The following is a 15328-nucleotide window of genomic DNA, read 5'->3' as shown; positions in this document are numbered from 1 at the left end:
GCGCCCGTCGGTCGATCAGGGAGGCGAGGTGCGGGCAAAGCTTTCGCGGGCGAACAGACGCTCGGCCAGCTTGACCAGCGCCGGGCGTCCGACGCACCAGTTGGGCAGGATACGGCGGAAGTTGAGATAACCCAGCGCGCAGCCGGCGGCGATATCCGCCAGCGTCAGCTGCTCGCCGTTCAGCAGCGCTTTTTCCTGCGCCAGCGCTTCCAGCGCATCCAGTCCCTGTTGCAGCTTGTCGCGCTGCCGCAGCATCCAGGCTTCATCCTGTTTGCCCGCGGCGCGCAGGCTCTCGCGATACAGCAGCGACGCCGCCTCGGTCACGCCGTCCGCCAACGCTTCGCCGCGCCGCACCCGCAGCGCCAGCGCGCGGTCGTCCGGCACAAAGCGCGGCCCGGCGGGCAGCAGCTCCAGATAGTCGGCGATCACCCGCGAGTCATAGAACGCCTCGCCGTGCTCATCGAGCAGCACCGGCACCTTGGCCAACGGGTTGTGCTCGCCCACCCGCGTCTGCGCCTCGTAGGGCGGATCGTTGACGAACTCAAACGCCAGCCCCTTTTCCAGCAGCAGCACGGAAATCTTGCGGACAAAAGGGCTGGTATAACTGCCAATCAGTTTCATCTTCCCTCCCGTGGGCGGCGGGCAGGCAGCGCCGGTTACTTCACCGCCAGCGTATCAACAATGCGCTGCACCAGCGCCTGGTGCACCGCCGGCTCTTTCGCCGGCGACAGCATCTGCAGCGTAATCACGCGTTTATTGAACACCGTCAGGACAATGGTGGAAACCACTTTTTGCCCGTTAACGCTCTGTTCGGTATCCAGCCGGCGGAACTTTTGCTTACCGACGGTAAAGTTCTCTTCCTTGGTCTTCTCAATCTGCTTATAGCGGCCGGACAGCTCGGTCATCATGCTCTGCATCAGCTCATTGAGCATTTTGTCGCTGTCGTTCAGCTTCATCCCCGTCGGCGGAATCACCTCGGAGGAGACGGCGCTCTGGCGCGACTTGCCATTCAGGAAACGCTGAATGGTCGACGTATGGTCGTTAATGATGCCGCTGTTTTCCGTTTGATCGCTAAAGCCGGACGGCAGCTCAAAGGTCAGTTTCCCCTGCTGCAGCGAGACGCTCAGCCCCGGCAGCGGCGCAGGCTTCGGCTTTGGCGCCGGCTGGGTCGCCGTCGGTTTCGGCGCGGGCTTCGGCACCGTCGGCTGTTTGGTATCCGAATCATCACAGGCGCTCAGGCCGGCAATCAGGGCCGCCGCGGCGGCAAACTTCACGATCTTTTTGAACATCATCCCTTTCCTTTCGCTTTACGCGCTATGGCGTAAACGTAGCAAGACGCTCAGGCGAATGCCAGATAAGACGCGGGAAATAACCGAGACGCCTGCACAATCATGCGTCTGCCGCCGACTCCCGCTTACTCGCCCGGGAACAGGAACGGGTTGATGCTGCTGCGGGCAAAGCCCTCGTCTTCCATTTTGGCGTCGAGGATCAGGCTCGCCAGATCGTCGGCCACCGCTTCCACCTGCGGATCCTTCTCCTGATAGAGAATTTTCATATAGGTGCCGCAGTCGCCGCAGCTTTCCGCCTTCACCGCCGCCTGTTCGCTGTCCAGCGACCAGTAGTTCAGATCGCGCGTCTGCTCGCAGTTGCTGCACTTCACCCGCACCACGTGCCACTCGCTCTCGCACAGGTTGCAGTGCAGGTAGCGCAGGCCGTTGACGGTGCCGATATGCACCATGCTGGAGACCGGAATGCTGCCGCACACCGGGCAGAACTGGCGGTGTTCGCCGTATTCGGCGCGCGCCTTGCCGGGGATCTGGCTGGCCATCTGCGCCCAGTACAGCGACAGCGCCGCCCAGATAAAGGGCGCGTTCTCACTGCCCACCTGCGCGAATTCGCGGTTGAGCAAAGCGGTCGCCATCTGCTCCAGCTCCTGCTCGGCGGCCTTTTCCAGGTTATCCAGCACCGCCAGCACGTGCTGCGGCGCCTGCGGGCGCAGCTCGGCGATCAGCGCCGTCAGCAGCGTGCGCCAGTGCGCGCTGCGCGGATAGACGCTGAGATCGAGCGGCGGTTTGCCGCGTTCGGCGCCCTGACGCAGCGCGTCGGACAGGTCCAGCTGCAGCGGGTGGTCATGCAGCGCGTGCTGCTGCGCCTCGGCGATGCCGGCGGCGAAGTGGAGGTAATCCCCCAGCGGGTGATCGGCCGCCAACTGACGCAGGCGTTCAGCACGGCGGGTGTACAGGCTTTTCAGATTCGCGAAAAGTAACGGCGGAATTGCTTCCGCCGTGTGTGGCTTTTCACGCTGTGCCCCTAACTGCTCTTTAGGAACAATGCGGATACTCATCAGGGTTTGTTTTCCTGTCGTTTTTCGCGGACCTCACGGTACCAGCGCGGGTGGTGTTTCTTGGCCCAGGCGGCCGGCACCCAGCCTTCGACCATCGCGGTGATGGTGCCTTTCACCCACAGAGCGGCGTAGACGTGCACCATAATCACGATAATCAGCCCCACCGCCGCCAGCGAATGCACCAGCAGCGCAATGCGGATCAGCGGGATGGAGAAGGCCGGCGCAAAGTAAGGACGCCAGATAACGATGCCGCTGGCCAGCAGCAGCAGCAGGCTGATAATCGCCGCCCAGAAGACGCACTTCTGGCCGAAATTATAGCGCCCGGTGTCGCCGACTTCCTCGTTCATCGCAATCTTGTGGATGTTCTTGGCCCAGAGGATATCTTCACGGTTGATCAGATTATGCTTCCAGTAGCGCAGGAACATCAGCATAAACGCGGCAAACATGATCACCCCGGCGAAGGGGTGAAGAATGCGCGCCAGCTGCGGCGTGCCGAAGATATTCATCAGCCAGTTAAAGGACGGGAAAAAGAACCCGAGCCCGCTGATGGCCGCCAGAATAAAGCAGAACGCCACGATCCAGTGGTTAATCCGCTCCGGCGCGCTGTAGCGCTGAATTGGCTTTTCCTTCCTCATTTGCGCGTCTCCTCATCGTGCAGCTCGTCGTTCTCGTCCTCTTCGACGCGGTTCGGGCCGACGCCGACATAGTGGAAGATACTGGCTGCGAAGGTGGCGGCAAAGCCGATGGCCGCCAGCGGTTTCCACACGCCTTTCCAGAACGTCACCGCCGGACTGATCGACGGGTTGTCCGGCAGGCCGTGATACAGCTGCGGCTTGTCGGCGTGGTGCAGCACGTACATCACGTGCGTGCCGCCGACGCCGGCCGGATCGTACAGCCCGGCGTTCTGGTAGCCGCGCGTCTGCAGTTCGCCCACCCGCTCGGCGGCGACGTTTTTCATCGCCTCTTTGGTGCCGAAGTGGATGGCGCCGGTCGGGCAGGTTTTCACGCAGGCCGGTTCCTGGCCGACATCAACGCGGTCGACGCACAGGGTGCATTTGTACACCCGGTTGTCGTCCTTGTTCATGCGCGGCACGTCGAACGGACAGCCGGCGATGCAGTAGCCGCAGCCGATGCAGTGCTCCGACTGGAAGTCGACGATGCCGTTGGCGTACTGGATGATCGCCCCTTCCGACGGGCAGGCCTTCAGGCAGCCCGGGTCGGCGCAGTGCATGCAGCCGTCCTTGCGGATCAGCCACTCCAGTTTGCCGCTGTCGTCCATCTCCACTTCGGAGAAACGCATCACCGTCCAGGACTTGGCGGTCAGATCGGCGGGGTTGTCGTACACCCCGACGTTGTGACCGACCTCATCGCGGATGTCGTTCCACTCGGAACAGGCCACCTGACAGGCTTTGCAGCCGATACAGGTGGTGACGTCAATCAGCTTCGCCACTTCCGCTTTGTCGTCGCGGGCGCGCGGCGCCGGCGTCAGGCCGTTGGTGGCGGATTTACGAATGATGTCTTGAGATTGCATTGCCATAACTCGTCTCCGTTACACCTTTTCCACGTTGACCAGGAACGCCTTGAACTCCGGCGTCTGCGTATTGGCGTCGCCGACAAACGGCGTCAGGGTATTGGCCAGGAAGCCTTTTTTCGCCACCCCGGTGTAGCCCCAGTGGATCGGGATGCCGATGGTGTCGACCTCCTGACCATTCACCTGCAACGTGCGGATACGCTTGGTCACCACCGCCTTGGCCTTGATATAGCCGCGGTTGGAGCTGACTTTGACCGTATCGCCCTGTTTGATGCCTTTCTTCTGCGCCAGTTTTTCGCCGATCTCCACAAACTGCTCCGGCTGCGCAATGGCGTTGAGCCGCGCGTGCTTGGTCCAGTAGTGGAAGTGCTCGGTCAGACGGTAGGTGGTGCCGACGTACGGGAACTTGTCGGATTTGCCCATCGTCGCCAGATCGTCTTTAAACACGCGCGCCGCCGGGTTGGACACCACCTTCGGATGCAGCGGGTTGGTGCCGAGCGGCGTTTCAAACGGCTCGTAGTGTTCCGGGAACGGCCCTTCCGCCATTTTATCGATGGCGAACAGACGTCCCATGCCTTCCGGCTGCATGATAAACGGCCCGACGTCGCTGTCCGGCGCGGCGGTGCTGTAGTCCGGCACATCCATCCCGGTCCACTTGGCGCCGTCCCACTCCAGCATCTGACGCTTCGGATCCCACGGCTTGCCGGACGGGTCAGCCGAGGCGCGGTTATACAGAATGCGGCGGTTAAGCGGCCACGCCCAGGCCCAGTCCAGCGTATTGCCGAGGCCGGACGGGTCGGCGTTGTCGCGACGCGCCATCTGGTTGCCTTCCGGCGTCCAGCTGCCGGCGAAGATCCAACAGCCGCTGGCGGTGGTGCCGTCGTCGCGCAGATGGGCGAAGGTGCTCAGCTGCTGGCCTTTTTTCACCAGAACCTTGCCGTCGGCGTCGAGAATATCCGCCAGCGCCTTGCCGTTGCTCTCCTGCGCCACCTCTTCCGGCGACGGATTTTCCGGCGTCAGGTAGTCCCAGGTCATGTTCAGCACCGGCTCCGGCGTCGCGCCGCCTTCGCGCGCGTACATCTCGCGCAGCCGGCTGAAGATGCCCGACAGAATTTCACCGTCGTTCATCGCTTCGCCCGGGCCGTCGGCGCCCTTCCAGTGCCACTGCAGCCAGCGTGCGGAGTTGACGATCGAGCCGTTCTCCTCGGCAAAGCAGGTGGACGGCAGGCGGAAGACCTCGGTCTGAATCTGCGACGGATCCACGTCGTTAAACTCGCCGTGGTTCTGCCAGAAGTTGGCGGTTTCGGTATTCAGCGGGTCGATGGTCACCAGGAACTTCAGCTTGGACAGCGAGGCAACGACCTTGTTTTTGTTCGGGAACGACGCCACCGGGTTAAAGCCCTGGCAGAAGTAGCCGTTGACCTTGCCCTGCGCCATCATTTCGAAGTACTGCAGCACGTCGTAGCCTTTATCCCACTTCGGCAGCCAGTCAAAGCCCCAGTCGTTCTCTTTCTGCGCCTTGTCGCCGTAGAAGCTCTTCATCAGGCTGACGAAGAATTTCGGGTAGTTGCTCCAGTAGTTGACCTGCCCCGGCAGCAGCGCCTTCGGCGTGTTGGCGTTCAGGTAGCCGTTCAGATCGGTTTGCTGTTCGGACGGCAGGGTCAGGTAGCCCGGCAGGCTCTGCGACAGCAGGCCCAGGTCGGTCAGCCCCTGAATGTTGGAGTGGCCGCGCAGCGCGTTGACGCCGCCGCCCGCCATGCCCATATTGCCGAGCAGCAGCTGGATCATCGCCATGGTGCGGATGTTCTGCGCACCGACCGAGTGCTGCGTCCAGCCCAGCGCATACAGGAACGATGCGGTGCGGTCGTGGGCGCTGGTTTCGGCGATGTATTCGCACACCTGCAGGAAGTCGGCCTTCGGCGTGCCGCAGATATTCTCCACCACGTCCGGCGTATAGCGGCTGACGTGCTCTTTCAGCATGTTCCACACGCAGCGCGGATCCTGCAGCGTAACGTCGCGCTTGGCGTAGCCGTTTTCGTCCAGCTGGTAGTTCCAGGTGGTTTTGTCGTACTTGTGGTTGTCGGCGTCGTAACCGCTGAACAGGCCGTCTTCAAAGGCAAAATCTTCCCGCACCAGCAGGCTGGCGTTGGTGTAGGCCTCGACGTACTCGCGGTTAATTTTGTTATTGGTGATCAGGTACAGCAGTACGCCCGACAGGAAAGCAATGTCGGTGCCGGAACGGATTGGCGTATAGAAATCCGCCACCGATGCCGTACGGGTAAAGCGCGGATCGATCACAATCAGCTTGGCTTTATTGTGAATTTTGGCTTCCATCGCCCAGCGGAACCCCACCGGATGCGCTTCTGCCGCATTGCCGCCCATCACGACGATCAAATTCGCGTTCTTAATATCCACCCAGTGGTTGGTCATCGCACCGCGACCAAATGTTGGAGCAAGACTTGCTACCGTTGGTCCGTGTCAGACGCGCGCCTGGTTGTCTACGGCCAGCATGCCGAGAGCGCGGGTGAATTTTTGCGTTAAATAGCCGGTTTCGTTACTGGCGCCTGACGCGCACAGCATGCCGGTGGACAGCCAGCGGTTAACGGTGGCGCCCTGTTCGTTGGTGGCGACGAAGTTGGCGTCGCGGTCCTCTTTCATCAGCTTGGCGATGCGGGTAAAGGCGTCGTCCCAGCTGAGGCGCTGCCATTTATCAGAGCCTGGCGCGCGGTATTCAGGGTACTGCAGACGGCCTTCGCTGTGGATGAAATCCACCAGGCCTGCGCCTTTCGGGCAAAGCGCGCCGCGGCTGACCGGATGATCCGGATCCCCTTCGATATGGAAAATGCTTTCTTTTGCGTTCTTGGCGCCGTCGCCAAGGCTGTACATCAACAACCCACAGCCGACGGAACAGTATGTACAGTTGTTACGGGTTTCACGGGCGCGCAGCAGTTTGTACTGCCGGGTTTCCGCTAACGCCGCTTCCGGGGTGAACCCCAGCGCGGCCACCGTCGTCCCTGCCATACCGCCAGCGCAGATCTTAAAGAACTGCCTTCTGCTGACCTGCATGGGGGGTCTCCTTCATCGCGTAGTCACATTGTTTCGAGTGCGCCTGCTTCACGCCGGGCGTGGAAGCGCTAATAATGATCGTTGTTATATTGGCAACGTTATCTACCCGTCATACTTCAGGCTGCAGGTGAACCGGCGGCGCTCAGTCACCCGCATCACTTACCGGGGACACCTTCTCCTGCCGCCTGCCTGCAACTCGAATTATTGAGGGTATAACCCCGTATAATACCATAGCGATACCGGGGTTGTTATAAAGCCGTGCTCTGTCAGTGAATAATATAGACACAATATGACACAAAAGTGAGACATTGATCACACTCATGGGTTGCGCAAAAACCGCACAAACCAAGGGGCATTGATAATCATTTTCAATATCATTTAATTAACTATAATGATCCGACTGCTTACGCGGTGCTTACATCCTTGCGCCGCCCTATCACACTGGAGACGATGATCATGAGTTATTCACTGCCATCACTGCCGTACGCCTATGACGCGCTGGAACCGCACTTTGACAAGCAGACGATGGAGATCCATCACACCAAACACCATCAGACCTACGTCAACAACGCCAACACCGTGCTGGAAGCCTACCCGGAACTGGCGTCGCTGAGCGTTGAAGAGCTGATCAAAGACCTGGATAAGGTTCCGGCCGACAAGCGCACCTTTATGCGCAACAACGCCGGCGGCCACGCCAACCACAGCTTCTTCTGGAAAAACCTGAAAACCGGCACCACCCTGTCCGGCGATCTGAAGGCCGCCATCGAGCGCGACTTCGGCAGCGTGGAGAAATTCCAGGAAGAGTTCGAGAAAGCCGCCGCTACCCGTTTCGGTTCCGGTTGGGCATGGCTGGTGCTGAAAGATGACGGCAAACTGGCCGTAGTCTCCACCGCCAACCAGGACAGCCCGCTGATGGGCGAAGCCGTTGCCGGCGCCTCCGGGTTCCCGCTGATCGGCCTGGACGTGTGGGAACACGCTTACTACCTGAAATATCAGAACAAACGCCCGGACTACATCAAAGCATTCTGGAACGTGGTGAACTGGGACGAAGCCGCCGCGCGCTTCGCCGCCAAGAAGTAATCCTTTCATCTCGTCATCATGCCCGCGTCCCGCGGGCATTTTTTGCTTAAAAAACCGCTAAAGTTTATCCCTGCAATGCCGATGGTTTTTCCCATCACATCGCTTAAAAAAGGGACAAACAATGGCGGTATTGCAAACACTGACGAGCCGATACACCCATCTTAGCGTAGGGAAAAAACTTACCCTCGGCTTCTTCCTGATGCTGCTGTTGGCGGCCATCATCGCCGGCGCCGGCGTCTACTACCTCAACATCATCAATGCCCGTTCCGAACGCATCAATTTCAGCGATCGGCTGAACTACGAGATCAATCAGGCAAACTACTACCGGGCGCTTTACGGCCAGGGCTACCGCACGGAGTTTTTGGAAAAACACCGGGTGCACGTCGAGAATGCCGCAAAGCTGGTGACGGACGGCCAGAAAATGGAGTGGGACCGGCTGAGTTACCAGCAGCTGCGCCAGCTGGTGAAAATGATCGATGAATACCAGCAGCAACAGCAGCAGCTGCTTGAGGCGATCGCCGCCAAAGACGCCATACGCAGCAGCTGGGGGATGGCGGAAGTCCTGGAAAACCTGCAGCAGGCTGAGCGCCAGTTGGGCGGCGGCGAATTACAGCTTCCGTTCATCCGGCTCCGACAAACGCTGACGCAAATCCGCTACGACGCCCGCGGCTTGCTGCTCAACCTCAACCATGAGGCCGAAGCGGCGCTGCTCACCGCAATCGCCAAAGCGCACGACAATACTCAGGCGCTGATCCAGCGTCTGCCGGAACAGCAAAAACCGCAGCTGCAGCCGCTGCTGAACGCAATAGACAGCTATCAGGCGCATATCAAAGCCTATATGCCTGCCTATGAGCGTGAACTGGCGATCAGCAAGGCCCAAGGGGATAATGCGCTCAAGATCGGCGCACTGGCCCGCATCTTCCTACAGGATGAATTAACCAACACCGAGGGCGATATCAGCAAAGCGCAGCTGGCCATGGGCCTGACCACGCTGATCGCCATTATCGTCGGGCTGCTGGTGTCATGGCGCATTACCCAGCAGATCACCCGGCCGCTGAACAATACGCTGGAGATTGCGCAACGCATCGCTACCGGCGATCTGCGCCGGGTGGATGTTCCCGAACGCCGCGACGAACTGGGCAAACTGCTGCAGGCGATGGCGACCATGAACCAGAACCTGCGCGATATGATTGAAAAAATCCAGCAGGGCGTCGGCCAGGTTTACACCGCCGCCGGTGAAATCTCCGCCGGCAATACCGATCTCTCCTCGCGCACCGAGCAACAGGCGGCGGCGGTGGAGGAAACCGCCGCCAGCATGGAGCAGCTGACCGCCACGGTGAAACAGAACGCGGACAACGCCCATCACGCCAACCAGCTGGCGTCGGACGCCTCCGATACCGCCCAGCAGGGCGGCAAGCTGGTGGGCAGCGTGGTCGCCACCATGCGCGATATCTCCAGCAGTTCGCAACGCATTGCCGAAATCACCACGCTGATCAACGGTATTGCCTTCCAGACCAATATCCTGGCGCTGAATGCCGCCGTTGAAGCGGCGCGCGCCGGCGAGCAGGGCCGCGGCTTCTCGGTGGTGGCCAGCGAAGTGCGCAGCCTGGCGCAGCGCTGCGCGCAGGCGGCCAAGGAGATCGAAGGGCTGATCGGCGAGTCGGTCAACCGCGTGCAGAGCGGCACCCGGCTGGTGGAGGAGACCGGCAGCACCATGGAGCAAATCGTGCAGGCCGTCGGCCACGTGCGCGATATCATGGCGGAGATCGCCTCCGCCTCCGACGAGCAGACGCGCGGCATCGACCAGATCGGCCACGCGATCGCCGAGATGGATCAGACCACGCAGCAAAACGCCGCCCTGGTGGAACAGTCCGCCGCCGCCGCCGACTCGCTGGAAGAGCAGGCGGAAATCCTGCAGCAAAGCGTGGCGGTGTTCCAGCTGGCGGACGCGTCGTCTCCCGGCGTTACGGCGACCGACGCGCCAACGCCGCGCCCGGCCAAGCCGGCGGTCCCCGCCCAGAACGAGCAGGATAACTGGACCACCTTCTAACCGCATCGCCGCCCCATTTTCGGGGCGGCGTCTCTGTTCCTTCCGGCTCACTCGGGCTATGCTAAGCCGTGTTCTGAGCCAGGAGGCCCCTATGCCCAACCCCGACGTCTATATCGGCCACATTCAGACCTATCCGGGCGGACGCCCGAGCGCGATCGCCAAACGGCAGGTCGACGGCGCTCTGCCGCTGACCCCGCTCGGCCTGGAGGGCGATCAGCAGGCGGAAAAAAGCTACCACGGCGGCCCCGATCGCGCGCTGTGCCATTACCCGATTGAACATTATGACCACTGGCGGCAGCAGTTTCCGGCGCAGGCCGAGCTGTTCAGCCCGCCGGCATTCGGCGAAAACCTCTCAACCCGCGGCCTGACCGAGCACAACGTGTTTATCGGCGATATTTTCCGCTGGGGCGAGGCGCTGATCCAGGTGACGCAGCCGCGCTCGCCGTGCTTCAAACTCAACTATCATTTCGACATCGACGATCTGTCGCTGCTGATGCAGCAAAGCGGCCGCTGCGGCTGGCTGTACCGGGTGATTTCGCCCGGCCAGGTAAGCGGCGACCTGCCGCTGGAACTGGCGGCGCGCTGCAGCGAGGTCTCGGTGGCCGAAGCGGTAAGCATCGCCTGGCATATGCCGTTTGACGAGGAGCAGTATCGCCGCCTGCTGTCGGCGGCCGGGCTATCCGCCAGCTGGAGCAAAACCCTGCTGCTGCGCATCCGCAGCGGCAAAATCGAAGATTTTAACCGTCGTTTGCTGGGCCGCTGACGAACGGCGGCGAGGAAGAGGCTCTGCGGGGAGGAGTGACGGGGCGCACGCGTCGCCCCGCCGGGGATCAGAAGGCTTTTTTCGCGTAGCCGGTGACCGCTTTCAGGCCCATTTCACGGCCCAGCGCGGTCATCGGGTGCACCACCACCAGCCCGCGCACGCTTTTCTTCAGCGCGCCCATATCGGCCTGCTCTTTTTTGGTGATTTCACGGCTGAACGGCAGTTTTTGCAGTTTCTGCGCTTCGCCGCTCAGCTTTTCTGTACGCACGTTTTTCAGGCGCTCGATCTCCGTCGCCAGCTTCTCTTTTTCCTTGCTGTGCTGCGCGATCAGCTCCGGATTGCCCTGCTGGATCACCTGGACGTCTTTGTGGTTCAGCGCGTCCAGCTGGTCGCTCAGGCGCTTAATCTCTGCCTTTTCTTTCTCTTTCATTTCTCTGACCTGAAGTGCCGAACCGGCACGTTTAAGGAGGGTTTGCTGCATTGTAGCAAAATGCGCGGCCGGTTACCCGGCGGGATGCGCGGACGCCGTTACGGGCGCCCGAGCGGGGAGAGGCGCGACGGCTGTTTGGCGCCGATGCCGGCAATCAGCGCGGTCACCGACAGCACCATGGTGGAGCGCACCATCTGCTGGTAACGCTGCTGCTGCATCGCCAGCAGCGCTTCATCCGCCTCGCCGGGCGGCAACAGCGCCGGCTGCGGCGGCAGCGCGCTGACGCAGTGCAGCTCGCCGAACGGCCCGAGGATTTCATCATCGACAAAGCGGTACTCGGCGCCGTCGTGGTTCAGCTCTTCACGCAGCGCCATCAGCAGTTCGGCGTCTTCATACTCATGACGCGCGATCACCCCCAGGCCATACATCAGCTTCAACCGCACCGACAGTTCCCCCAGGGGACCGGCGCCGGACAATAGCGGCTCGACGGCGTACTTCACCGCATAGTCGTCCTTGCGGAACACCTGCACCACCAGTACGTTCAACGCTTCCGCCAGCAGCTCTACCGCCGCGATCAGGAAGCTGCGTACCGTTTTGCCGGCGTTCAGCTTTTCCAGAACCTGGTTTTCAAATGCCTGTGCTTCTTCCATCGTCGCTGTTCGAAAGGCGTAGGGGAGACCGTCAATGGCGAACTCGGGCTGCAGGCGCGCAGCACGCTGCGCCCGTGTGTTCATCATCACGCGCTACTTTTGCATGGCGTTATACACAGCTACGGCCTGTTCCACAACCTCGCCGTCCTCCGGCAGACCGGAAATTTGCGCCAGCGCGGCTTTCGGCCCGCGTTCGCTCAGCAGCTGCGCCAGCTCCTGCGCCTGCGGATCCTGGGCGCTGCGGTAGTGCATGGCGGCGGCGACGCCCTGAATCAGGTTGGCGTGCGGCAGGCCATACTCCAGCGTGCCCAGCAGCGGCTTGATCAGGCGGTCGCCGGCGCTCAGTTTACGCAGCGGCTGGCGGCCCACGCGCTCGACGTCGTCGTGCAGGTAAGGGTTTTCAAACCGGCTGAGGATTTTTTCGATATAGGCCGCGTGTTTTTCCGGCGCAAAGCCGTAACGCTTGATCAGCACCGCGCCGCTCTCCACCATCGCGCCCTTCACCACCTGGCGCACCGCCGGGTCGAGAATCGCGTCGCGGATGGTCTGCAGCCCGGCCTGCTGGCCCAGATAGGCGGTAATCGCATGGCCGGTATTGAGCGTAAACAGTTTACGTTCGACAAACGCCATCAGGTTATCGGTCAGCTCCATGCCGGCAATCGCCGGCGGCGCGCCCTTGAACTGGGTCTGGTCGACGATCCACTCGCTGAAGGTTTCCACCGTCACCGCCAGCGGATCGTCGCTGCCCGCTTCCGCCGGCGGCACGATGCGGTCCACTGCGGAATCGACGAAGCCGACATGCTGCTCCGCCCACGCCTGGTCGTCCGCCGACAGCGCGGCAAAGACCTGCTGTTTCAGCTGGCTGGTGCCGCGCACCATGTTTTCGCAGGCGATAATATTCAGCGGCCGCGCATTGCCCTGCCGGCGGCGTTCGCTCAGCCCTTTGGCGATCGTGCCGGCGATTTTGGCCAGGATCTGCGGGCCGACGGCGGTGGTGACGATATCGGCGTCGGCGATCAGCGCCACCGCGTCATCGCTGCCGCTGTTGACGGCGCTGACGTTGCTCACCGTTTCCGTGCGCTCCTGCTCGCCGACGATGCGCACCGGGTAGCTATTGCGTTGATTGAGCGCGTCCAGCACCGTCTGGTTAACGTCGGCGAAAGTCAGTTCGGCATGCGCATCGGCCAGCAGTTTGCCGATAAAGCCGCGGCCGATATTACCGGCGCCAAAATGTAATGCTTTCATAATGATAACCTTCTTAAATATGACAAGGGCGCAGCCTGACGCTGCGCCCCTATGGGATTTAGTCTTTCTTGCCGCCGAGCAGCTCCAGCACTTCCTGCCGGCTTGTGGTATTCGCCAGCCGCTCAATCACCGTGTCGTCGTCCAGCGCATTGGTCAGGCTGGTAATCACCTGGATGTGCTCGTTATTGCGCGCGGCAATGCCGATCACCAGGCGCGCCACCTCGTCCTCTTCGTCGCCGAAGCGCACGCCCTGCGGGTACTGGCAGAACACCACCCCGGTGCGCAGCACGCGGTCTTTGGCCTCAATGGTGCCGTGCGGCACGGCGATGGATTCGCCCAGATAGGTGGAGGTGAGTTTTTCACGCTCCAGCATCGCCGGCACGTATTCCGCCTCGACGTAGCCGCCTTTCACCAGCTGCTCGCCGGCAAAGCGGATCGCCTGCTCTTTATCGCTGGCTTCCAGGCCGAGGAACACGTTGTCCTCCCCCAGTTTGAACAGCGCCGGTTCGTCGTCGGCGGCGCTCTCGTCAGGCGCGGCCGTCGCCGGCTGCGGCTGGGACGCGCCGCCGTTGGCGGCCAGCAGGCGCGCGGTCAGGTCGCTGTACAGGTTGCTGTCGAGGAAATTGGTCAGCGAGATATGCTGCGCCTGCGGCGCATGACGCATCGCGCGCTCCGTCAGGTCGCGGTGGGTAATCACCAGATCCACGTCGTCCGGCAGGTTGTTGATGGCGCTGTTGGTGACCGAAATGCGGGTCAGCCCGGCATCGGCCACTTTCTTACGCAGCACCCCGGCGCCCATGGCGCTGGAGCCCATGCCCGCGTCGCAGGCCACGATGATTTTGCGTACCGTGCTCAGGTCGCCGTCCAGCGCGGCGCCGGCCGCCTGGCTGCCTTTCGCCTGTGATTTCATATCGCGCATCCGGCGGGTCGCTTCTTCCAGATCGTCCTCTTCTTTCACTTTCGAGGTTTTCAGCAGGAAGCCGGCGACCACAAAGGAGACCACGAAGGCCGCCAGGATTGCCGCCAGGTTAGCGAAATAGGCGCCCTTCGGCGTCATCGCCAGCACCGCCAGAATCGAGCCGGGTGAGGCCGGCGACACCAGGCCGCCGTTCAGCATCGTCAGCGTGAATACGCCGGTCATGCCGCCGAGGATCACCGCCAGAATCAGGCGCGGGTTCATCAGCACATACGGGAAATAGATTTCGTGAATGCCGCCGAAGAAGTGGATGATCGCCGCGCCGCCGGCGGACTGTTTGGCATTGCCGCGGCCGAAGAACATATAGGCCATCAGCACGCCCAGCCCCGGGCCGGGGTTGGCTTCAATCAGGAAGAAGACGGATTTGCCGGCCTCGGTCGCCTGCTGAATGCCCAGCGGCGAGAAGATGCCGTGGTTGATGGCGTTGTTCAGGAACAGGATTTTCGCCGGTTCGACGAAGATCGAGGTCAATGGCAGCAGGTTGTGCACCACCATGACGTGTACGCCCGCCGCCAGCAGTTTGGACAGCGTTTCCACCAGCGGCCCGATGCCGAGGAAGGCCAGGATCGCCAGCAGCATGCCGATAATGCCGGCGGAGAAGTTGTTCACCAACATCTCGAAGCCGCTCTTGATCTTGCCGTCCACCCAGCGGTCAAAATGCTTGATGGCCCAGCCGCCCAGCGGGCCGGCGATCATGGCGCCGAGGAACATCGGCATATCGGCGCCGACAATCACCCCCATGGTGGTGATCGCGCCGACCACGCCGCCGCGCTCGCCGCCCACCAGTTTACCGCCGGTGTAACCGATCAGCAGCGGCAGCAGGTAGGTGATCATCGGGCCGACCAGCTTGCCCAGCGTTTCGTTCGGCAGCCAGCCGGTAGGAATAAACAGTGCGGTGATGATGCCCCAGGCGATAAACGCGCCGATGTTTGGCATCACCATATTGCTGAGGAAACGGCCAAAGTTCTGCACTTTGACCTTAATGTCTGGTGAAAGCATAAAACACACCCCTATTGTGAAGCGGTAATAGCATTACGCGCCGGCGAATGAATAAGAGCGCGCATTATTGTTGTTACGTTCCAGCCGCTTGGTGCTGTCTGTGAGGCGGACTCTAGCACGCTCGATTGACAACGCGTACTTGGTGAAAATTTTGTGACACAAGTCACTCAAAGAGGCTATAAACACCACCCTTC

The 15328-nt window shown here is 61.5% G+C and carries 13 protein-coding genes; 3 read left to right on the top strand and 10 right to left on the bottom strand.

Annotated features, from left to right (window positions below; translation table 11 throughout):
- Positions 1 to 15: 15 nt before the first annotated feature.
- The 6 genes from I6G83_RS07215 to fdnG form a co-directional block, all read right to left on the bottom strand.
- A complete protein-coding gene (locus tag I6G83_RS07215) occupies positions 16 to 621 on the bottom strand; it encodes a glutathione S-transferase (RefSeq protein WP_015344039.1) in 606 nt (201 codons plus the stop codon).
- Between the two features lie 35 nt (positions 622 to 656).
- Positions 657 to 1289, bottom strand: a complete 633-nt coding sequence (locus I6G83_RS07210; protein WP_041411944.1) for a DcrB-related protein — start codon at positions 1287 to 1289, stop codon at positions 657 to 659.
- A gap of 125 nt (positions 1290 to 1414) precedes the next feature.
- The gene (gene fdhE / locus I6G83_RS07205) at positions 1415 to 2344 is read right to left on the bottom strand and encodes a formate dehydrogenase accessory protein FdhE (RefSeq protein ID WP_054307593.1); all 930 of its coding nucleotides are present in this window, start codon (positions 2342 to 2344) and stop codon (positions 1415 to 1417) included.
- Positions 2344 to 2979 carry a formate dehydrogenase cytochrome b556 subunit gene (fdoI, locus tag I6G83_RS07200; protein ID WP_015344036.1) on the bottom strand — a complete coding sequence of 212 codons (636 nt, stop codon included), beginning with the start codon at positions 2977 to 2979 and terminating at the stop codon, positions 2344 to 2346. The genes fdhE and fdoI overlap by 1 nt, the downstream gene beginning before the upstream one ends.
- On the bottom strand, positions 2976 to 3881 hold the full coding sequence (gene fdxH / locus I6G83_RS07195; protein ID WP_015344035.1) for a formate dehydrogenase subunit beta: 906 nt from the start codon (positions 3879 to 3881) through the stop codon (positions 2976 to 2978). Before fdxH ends, fdoI begins: the two co-directional genes overlap by 4 nt.
- A 12-nt stretch (positions 3882 to 3893) precedes the next feature.
- Positions 3894 to 6941: a formate dehydrogenase-N subunit alpha gene (gene fdnG, locus I6G83_RS07190; protein WP_138111277.1), complete on the bottom strand. Its 3048-nt coding sequence runs from the start codon at positions 6939 to 6941 to the stop codon at positions 3894 to 3896.
- Positions 6942 to 7397: 456 nt separating this feature from the next.
- Between fdnG and sodA the strand changes: the two genes are divergently transcribed.
- The 3 genes from sodA (at position 7398) to yiiM (ending at position 10834) form a co-directional block, all read left to right on the top strand.
- Positions 7398 to 8021, top strand: a complete 624-nt coding sequence (sodA, locus tag I6G83_RS07185) for a superoxide dismutase [Mn] (RefSeq protein ID WP_015344032.1) — start codon at positions 7398 to 7400, stop codon at positions 8019 to 8021.
- A 121-nt stretch (positions 8022 to 8142) separates the two neighbouring features.
- Positions 8143 to 10071 (top strand): methyl-accepting chemotaxis protein, encoded by a 1929-nt coding sequence (locus tag I6G83_RS07180; protein WP_054307595.1) that lies wholly within the window; start codon positions 8143 to 8145, stop codon positions 10069 to 10071.
- A gap of 91 nt (positions 10072 to 10162) precedes the next feature.
- The gene (gene yiiM / locus I6G83_RS07175) at positions 10163 to 10834 is read left to right on the top strand and encodes a 6-hydroxyaminopurine reductase (protein WP_054307596.1); all 672 of its coding nucleotides are present in this window, start codon (positions 10163 to 10165) and stop codon (positions 10832 to 10834) included.
- 67 nt (positions 10835 to 10901) lie between these two features.
- Here yiiM and I6G83_RS07170 read toward each other — a convergent pair whose 3' ends face one another.
- From I6G83_RS07170 to I6G83_RS07155, 4 genes are all read right to left on the bottom strand, one after another.
- Positions 10902 to 11264, bottom strand: a complete 363-nt coding sequence (locus I6G83_RS07170) for a YibL family ribosome-associated protein (RefSeq protein ID WP_015344029.1) — start codon at positions 11262 to 11264, stop codon at positions 10902 to 10904.
- Positions 11265 to 11362: 98 nt separating this feature from the next.
- Entirely contained in the window at positions 11363 to 11914 is a 552-nt protein-coding gene (locus I6G83_RS07165; protein ID WP_041411679.1) for an MltR family transcriptional regulator, read from the bottom strand.
- Positions 11915 to 12007: 93 nt separating this feature from the next.
- Entirely contained in the window at positions 12008 to 13159 is a 1152-nt protein-coding gene (locus I6G83_RS07160) for a mannitol-1-phosphate 5-dehydrogenase (RefSeq protein ID WP_054307597.1), read from the bottom strand.
- A gap of 58 nt (positions 13160 to 13217) precedes the next feature.
- Entirely contained in the window at positions 13218 to 15134 is a 1917-nt protein-coding gene (locus tag I6G83_RS07155; protein WP_054307600.1) for a PTS mannitol transporter subunit IICBA, read from the bottom strand.
- Positions 15135 to 15328 lie beyond the last annotated feature (194 nt).

Source organism: Serratia rubidaea (assembly GCF_016026735.1).
Taxonomy (GTDB): Bacteria; Pseudomonadota; Gammaproteobacteria; order Enterobacterales; family Enterobacteriaceae; genus Serratia_B; species Serratia_B rubidaea.
This window is presented reverse-complemented; position numbering and strand designations above follow the sequence as displayed.

What these genes read in the sequence shown, in the direction of transcription:
- yiiM (WP_054307596.1), top strand. Translation starts at nt 10,163, where the DNA reads ATGCCCAACCCCGACGTCTATATCGGCCACATTCAGACCTATCCGGGC.
- fdoI (WP_015344036.1), bottom strand. Translation starts at nt 2,979, where the DNA reads ATGAGGAAGGAAAAGCCAATTCAGCGCTACAGCGCGCCGGAGCGGATT.
- I6G83_RS07215 (WP_015344039.1), bottom strand. Translation starts at nt 621, where the DNA reads ATGAAACTGATTGGCAGTTATACCAGCCCTTTTGTCCGCAAGATTTCC.
- I6G83_RS07170 (WP_015344029.1), bottom strand. Translation starts at nt 11,264, where the DNA reads ATGAAAGAGAAAGAAAAGGCAGAGATTAAGCGCCTGAGCGACCAGCTG.
- I6G83_RS07155 (WP_054307600.1), bottom strand. Translation starts at nt 15,134, where the DNA reads ATGCTTTCACCAGACATTAAGGTCAAAGTGCAGAACTTTGGCCGTTTC.
- fdxH (WP_015344035.1), bottom strand. Translation starts at nt 3,881, where the DNA reads ATGGCAATGCAATCTCAAGACATCATTCGTAAATCCGCCACCAACGGC.
- I6G83_RS07165 (WP_041411679.1), bottom strand. Translation starts at nt 11,914, where the DNA reads ATGGAAGAAGCACAGGCATTTGAAAACCAGGTTCTGGAAAAGCTGAAC.
- fdhE (WP_054307593.1), bottom strand. Translation starts at nt 2,344, where the DNA reads ATGAGTATCCGCATTGTTCCTAAAGAGCAGTTAGGGGCACAGCGTGAA.
- I6G83_RS07180 (WP_054307595.1), top strand. Translation starts at nt 8,143, where the DNA reads ATGGCGGTATTGCAAACACTGACGAGCCGATACACCCATCTTAGCGTA.
- I6G83_RS07210 (WP_041411944.1), bottom strand. Translation starts at nt 1,289, where the DNA reads ATGTTCAAAAAGATCGTGAAGTTTGCCGCCGCGGCGGCCCTGATTGCC.
- I6G83_RS07160 (WP_054307597.1), bottom strand. Translation starts at nt 13,159, where the DNA reads ATGAAAGCATTACATTTTGGCGCCGGTAATATCGGCCGCGGCTTTATC.
- sodA (WP_015344032.1), top strand. Translation starts at nt 7,398, where the DNA reads ATGAGTTATTCACTGCCATCACTGCCGTACGCCTATGACGCGCTGGAA.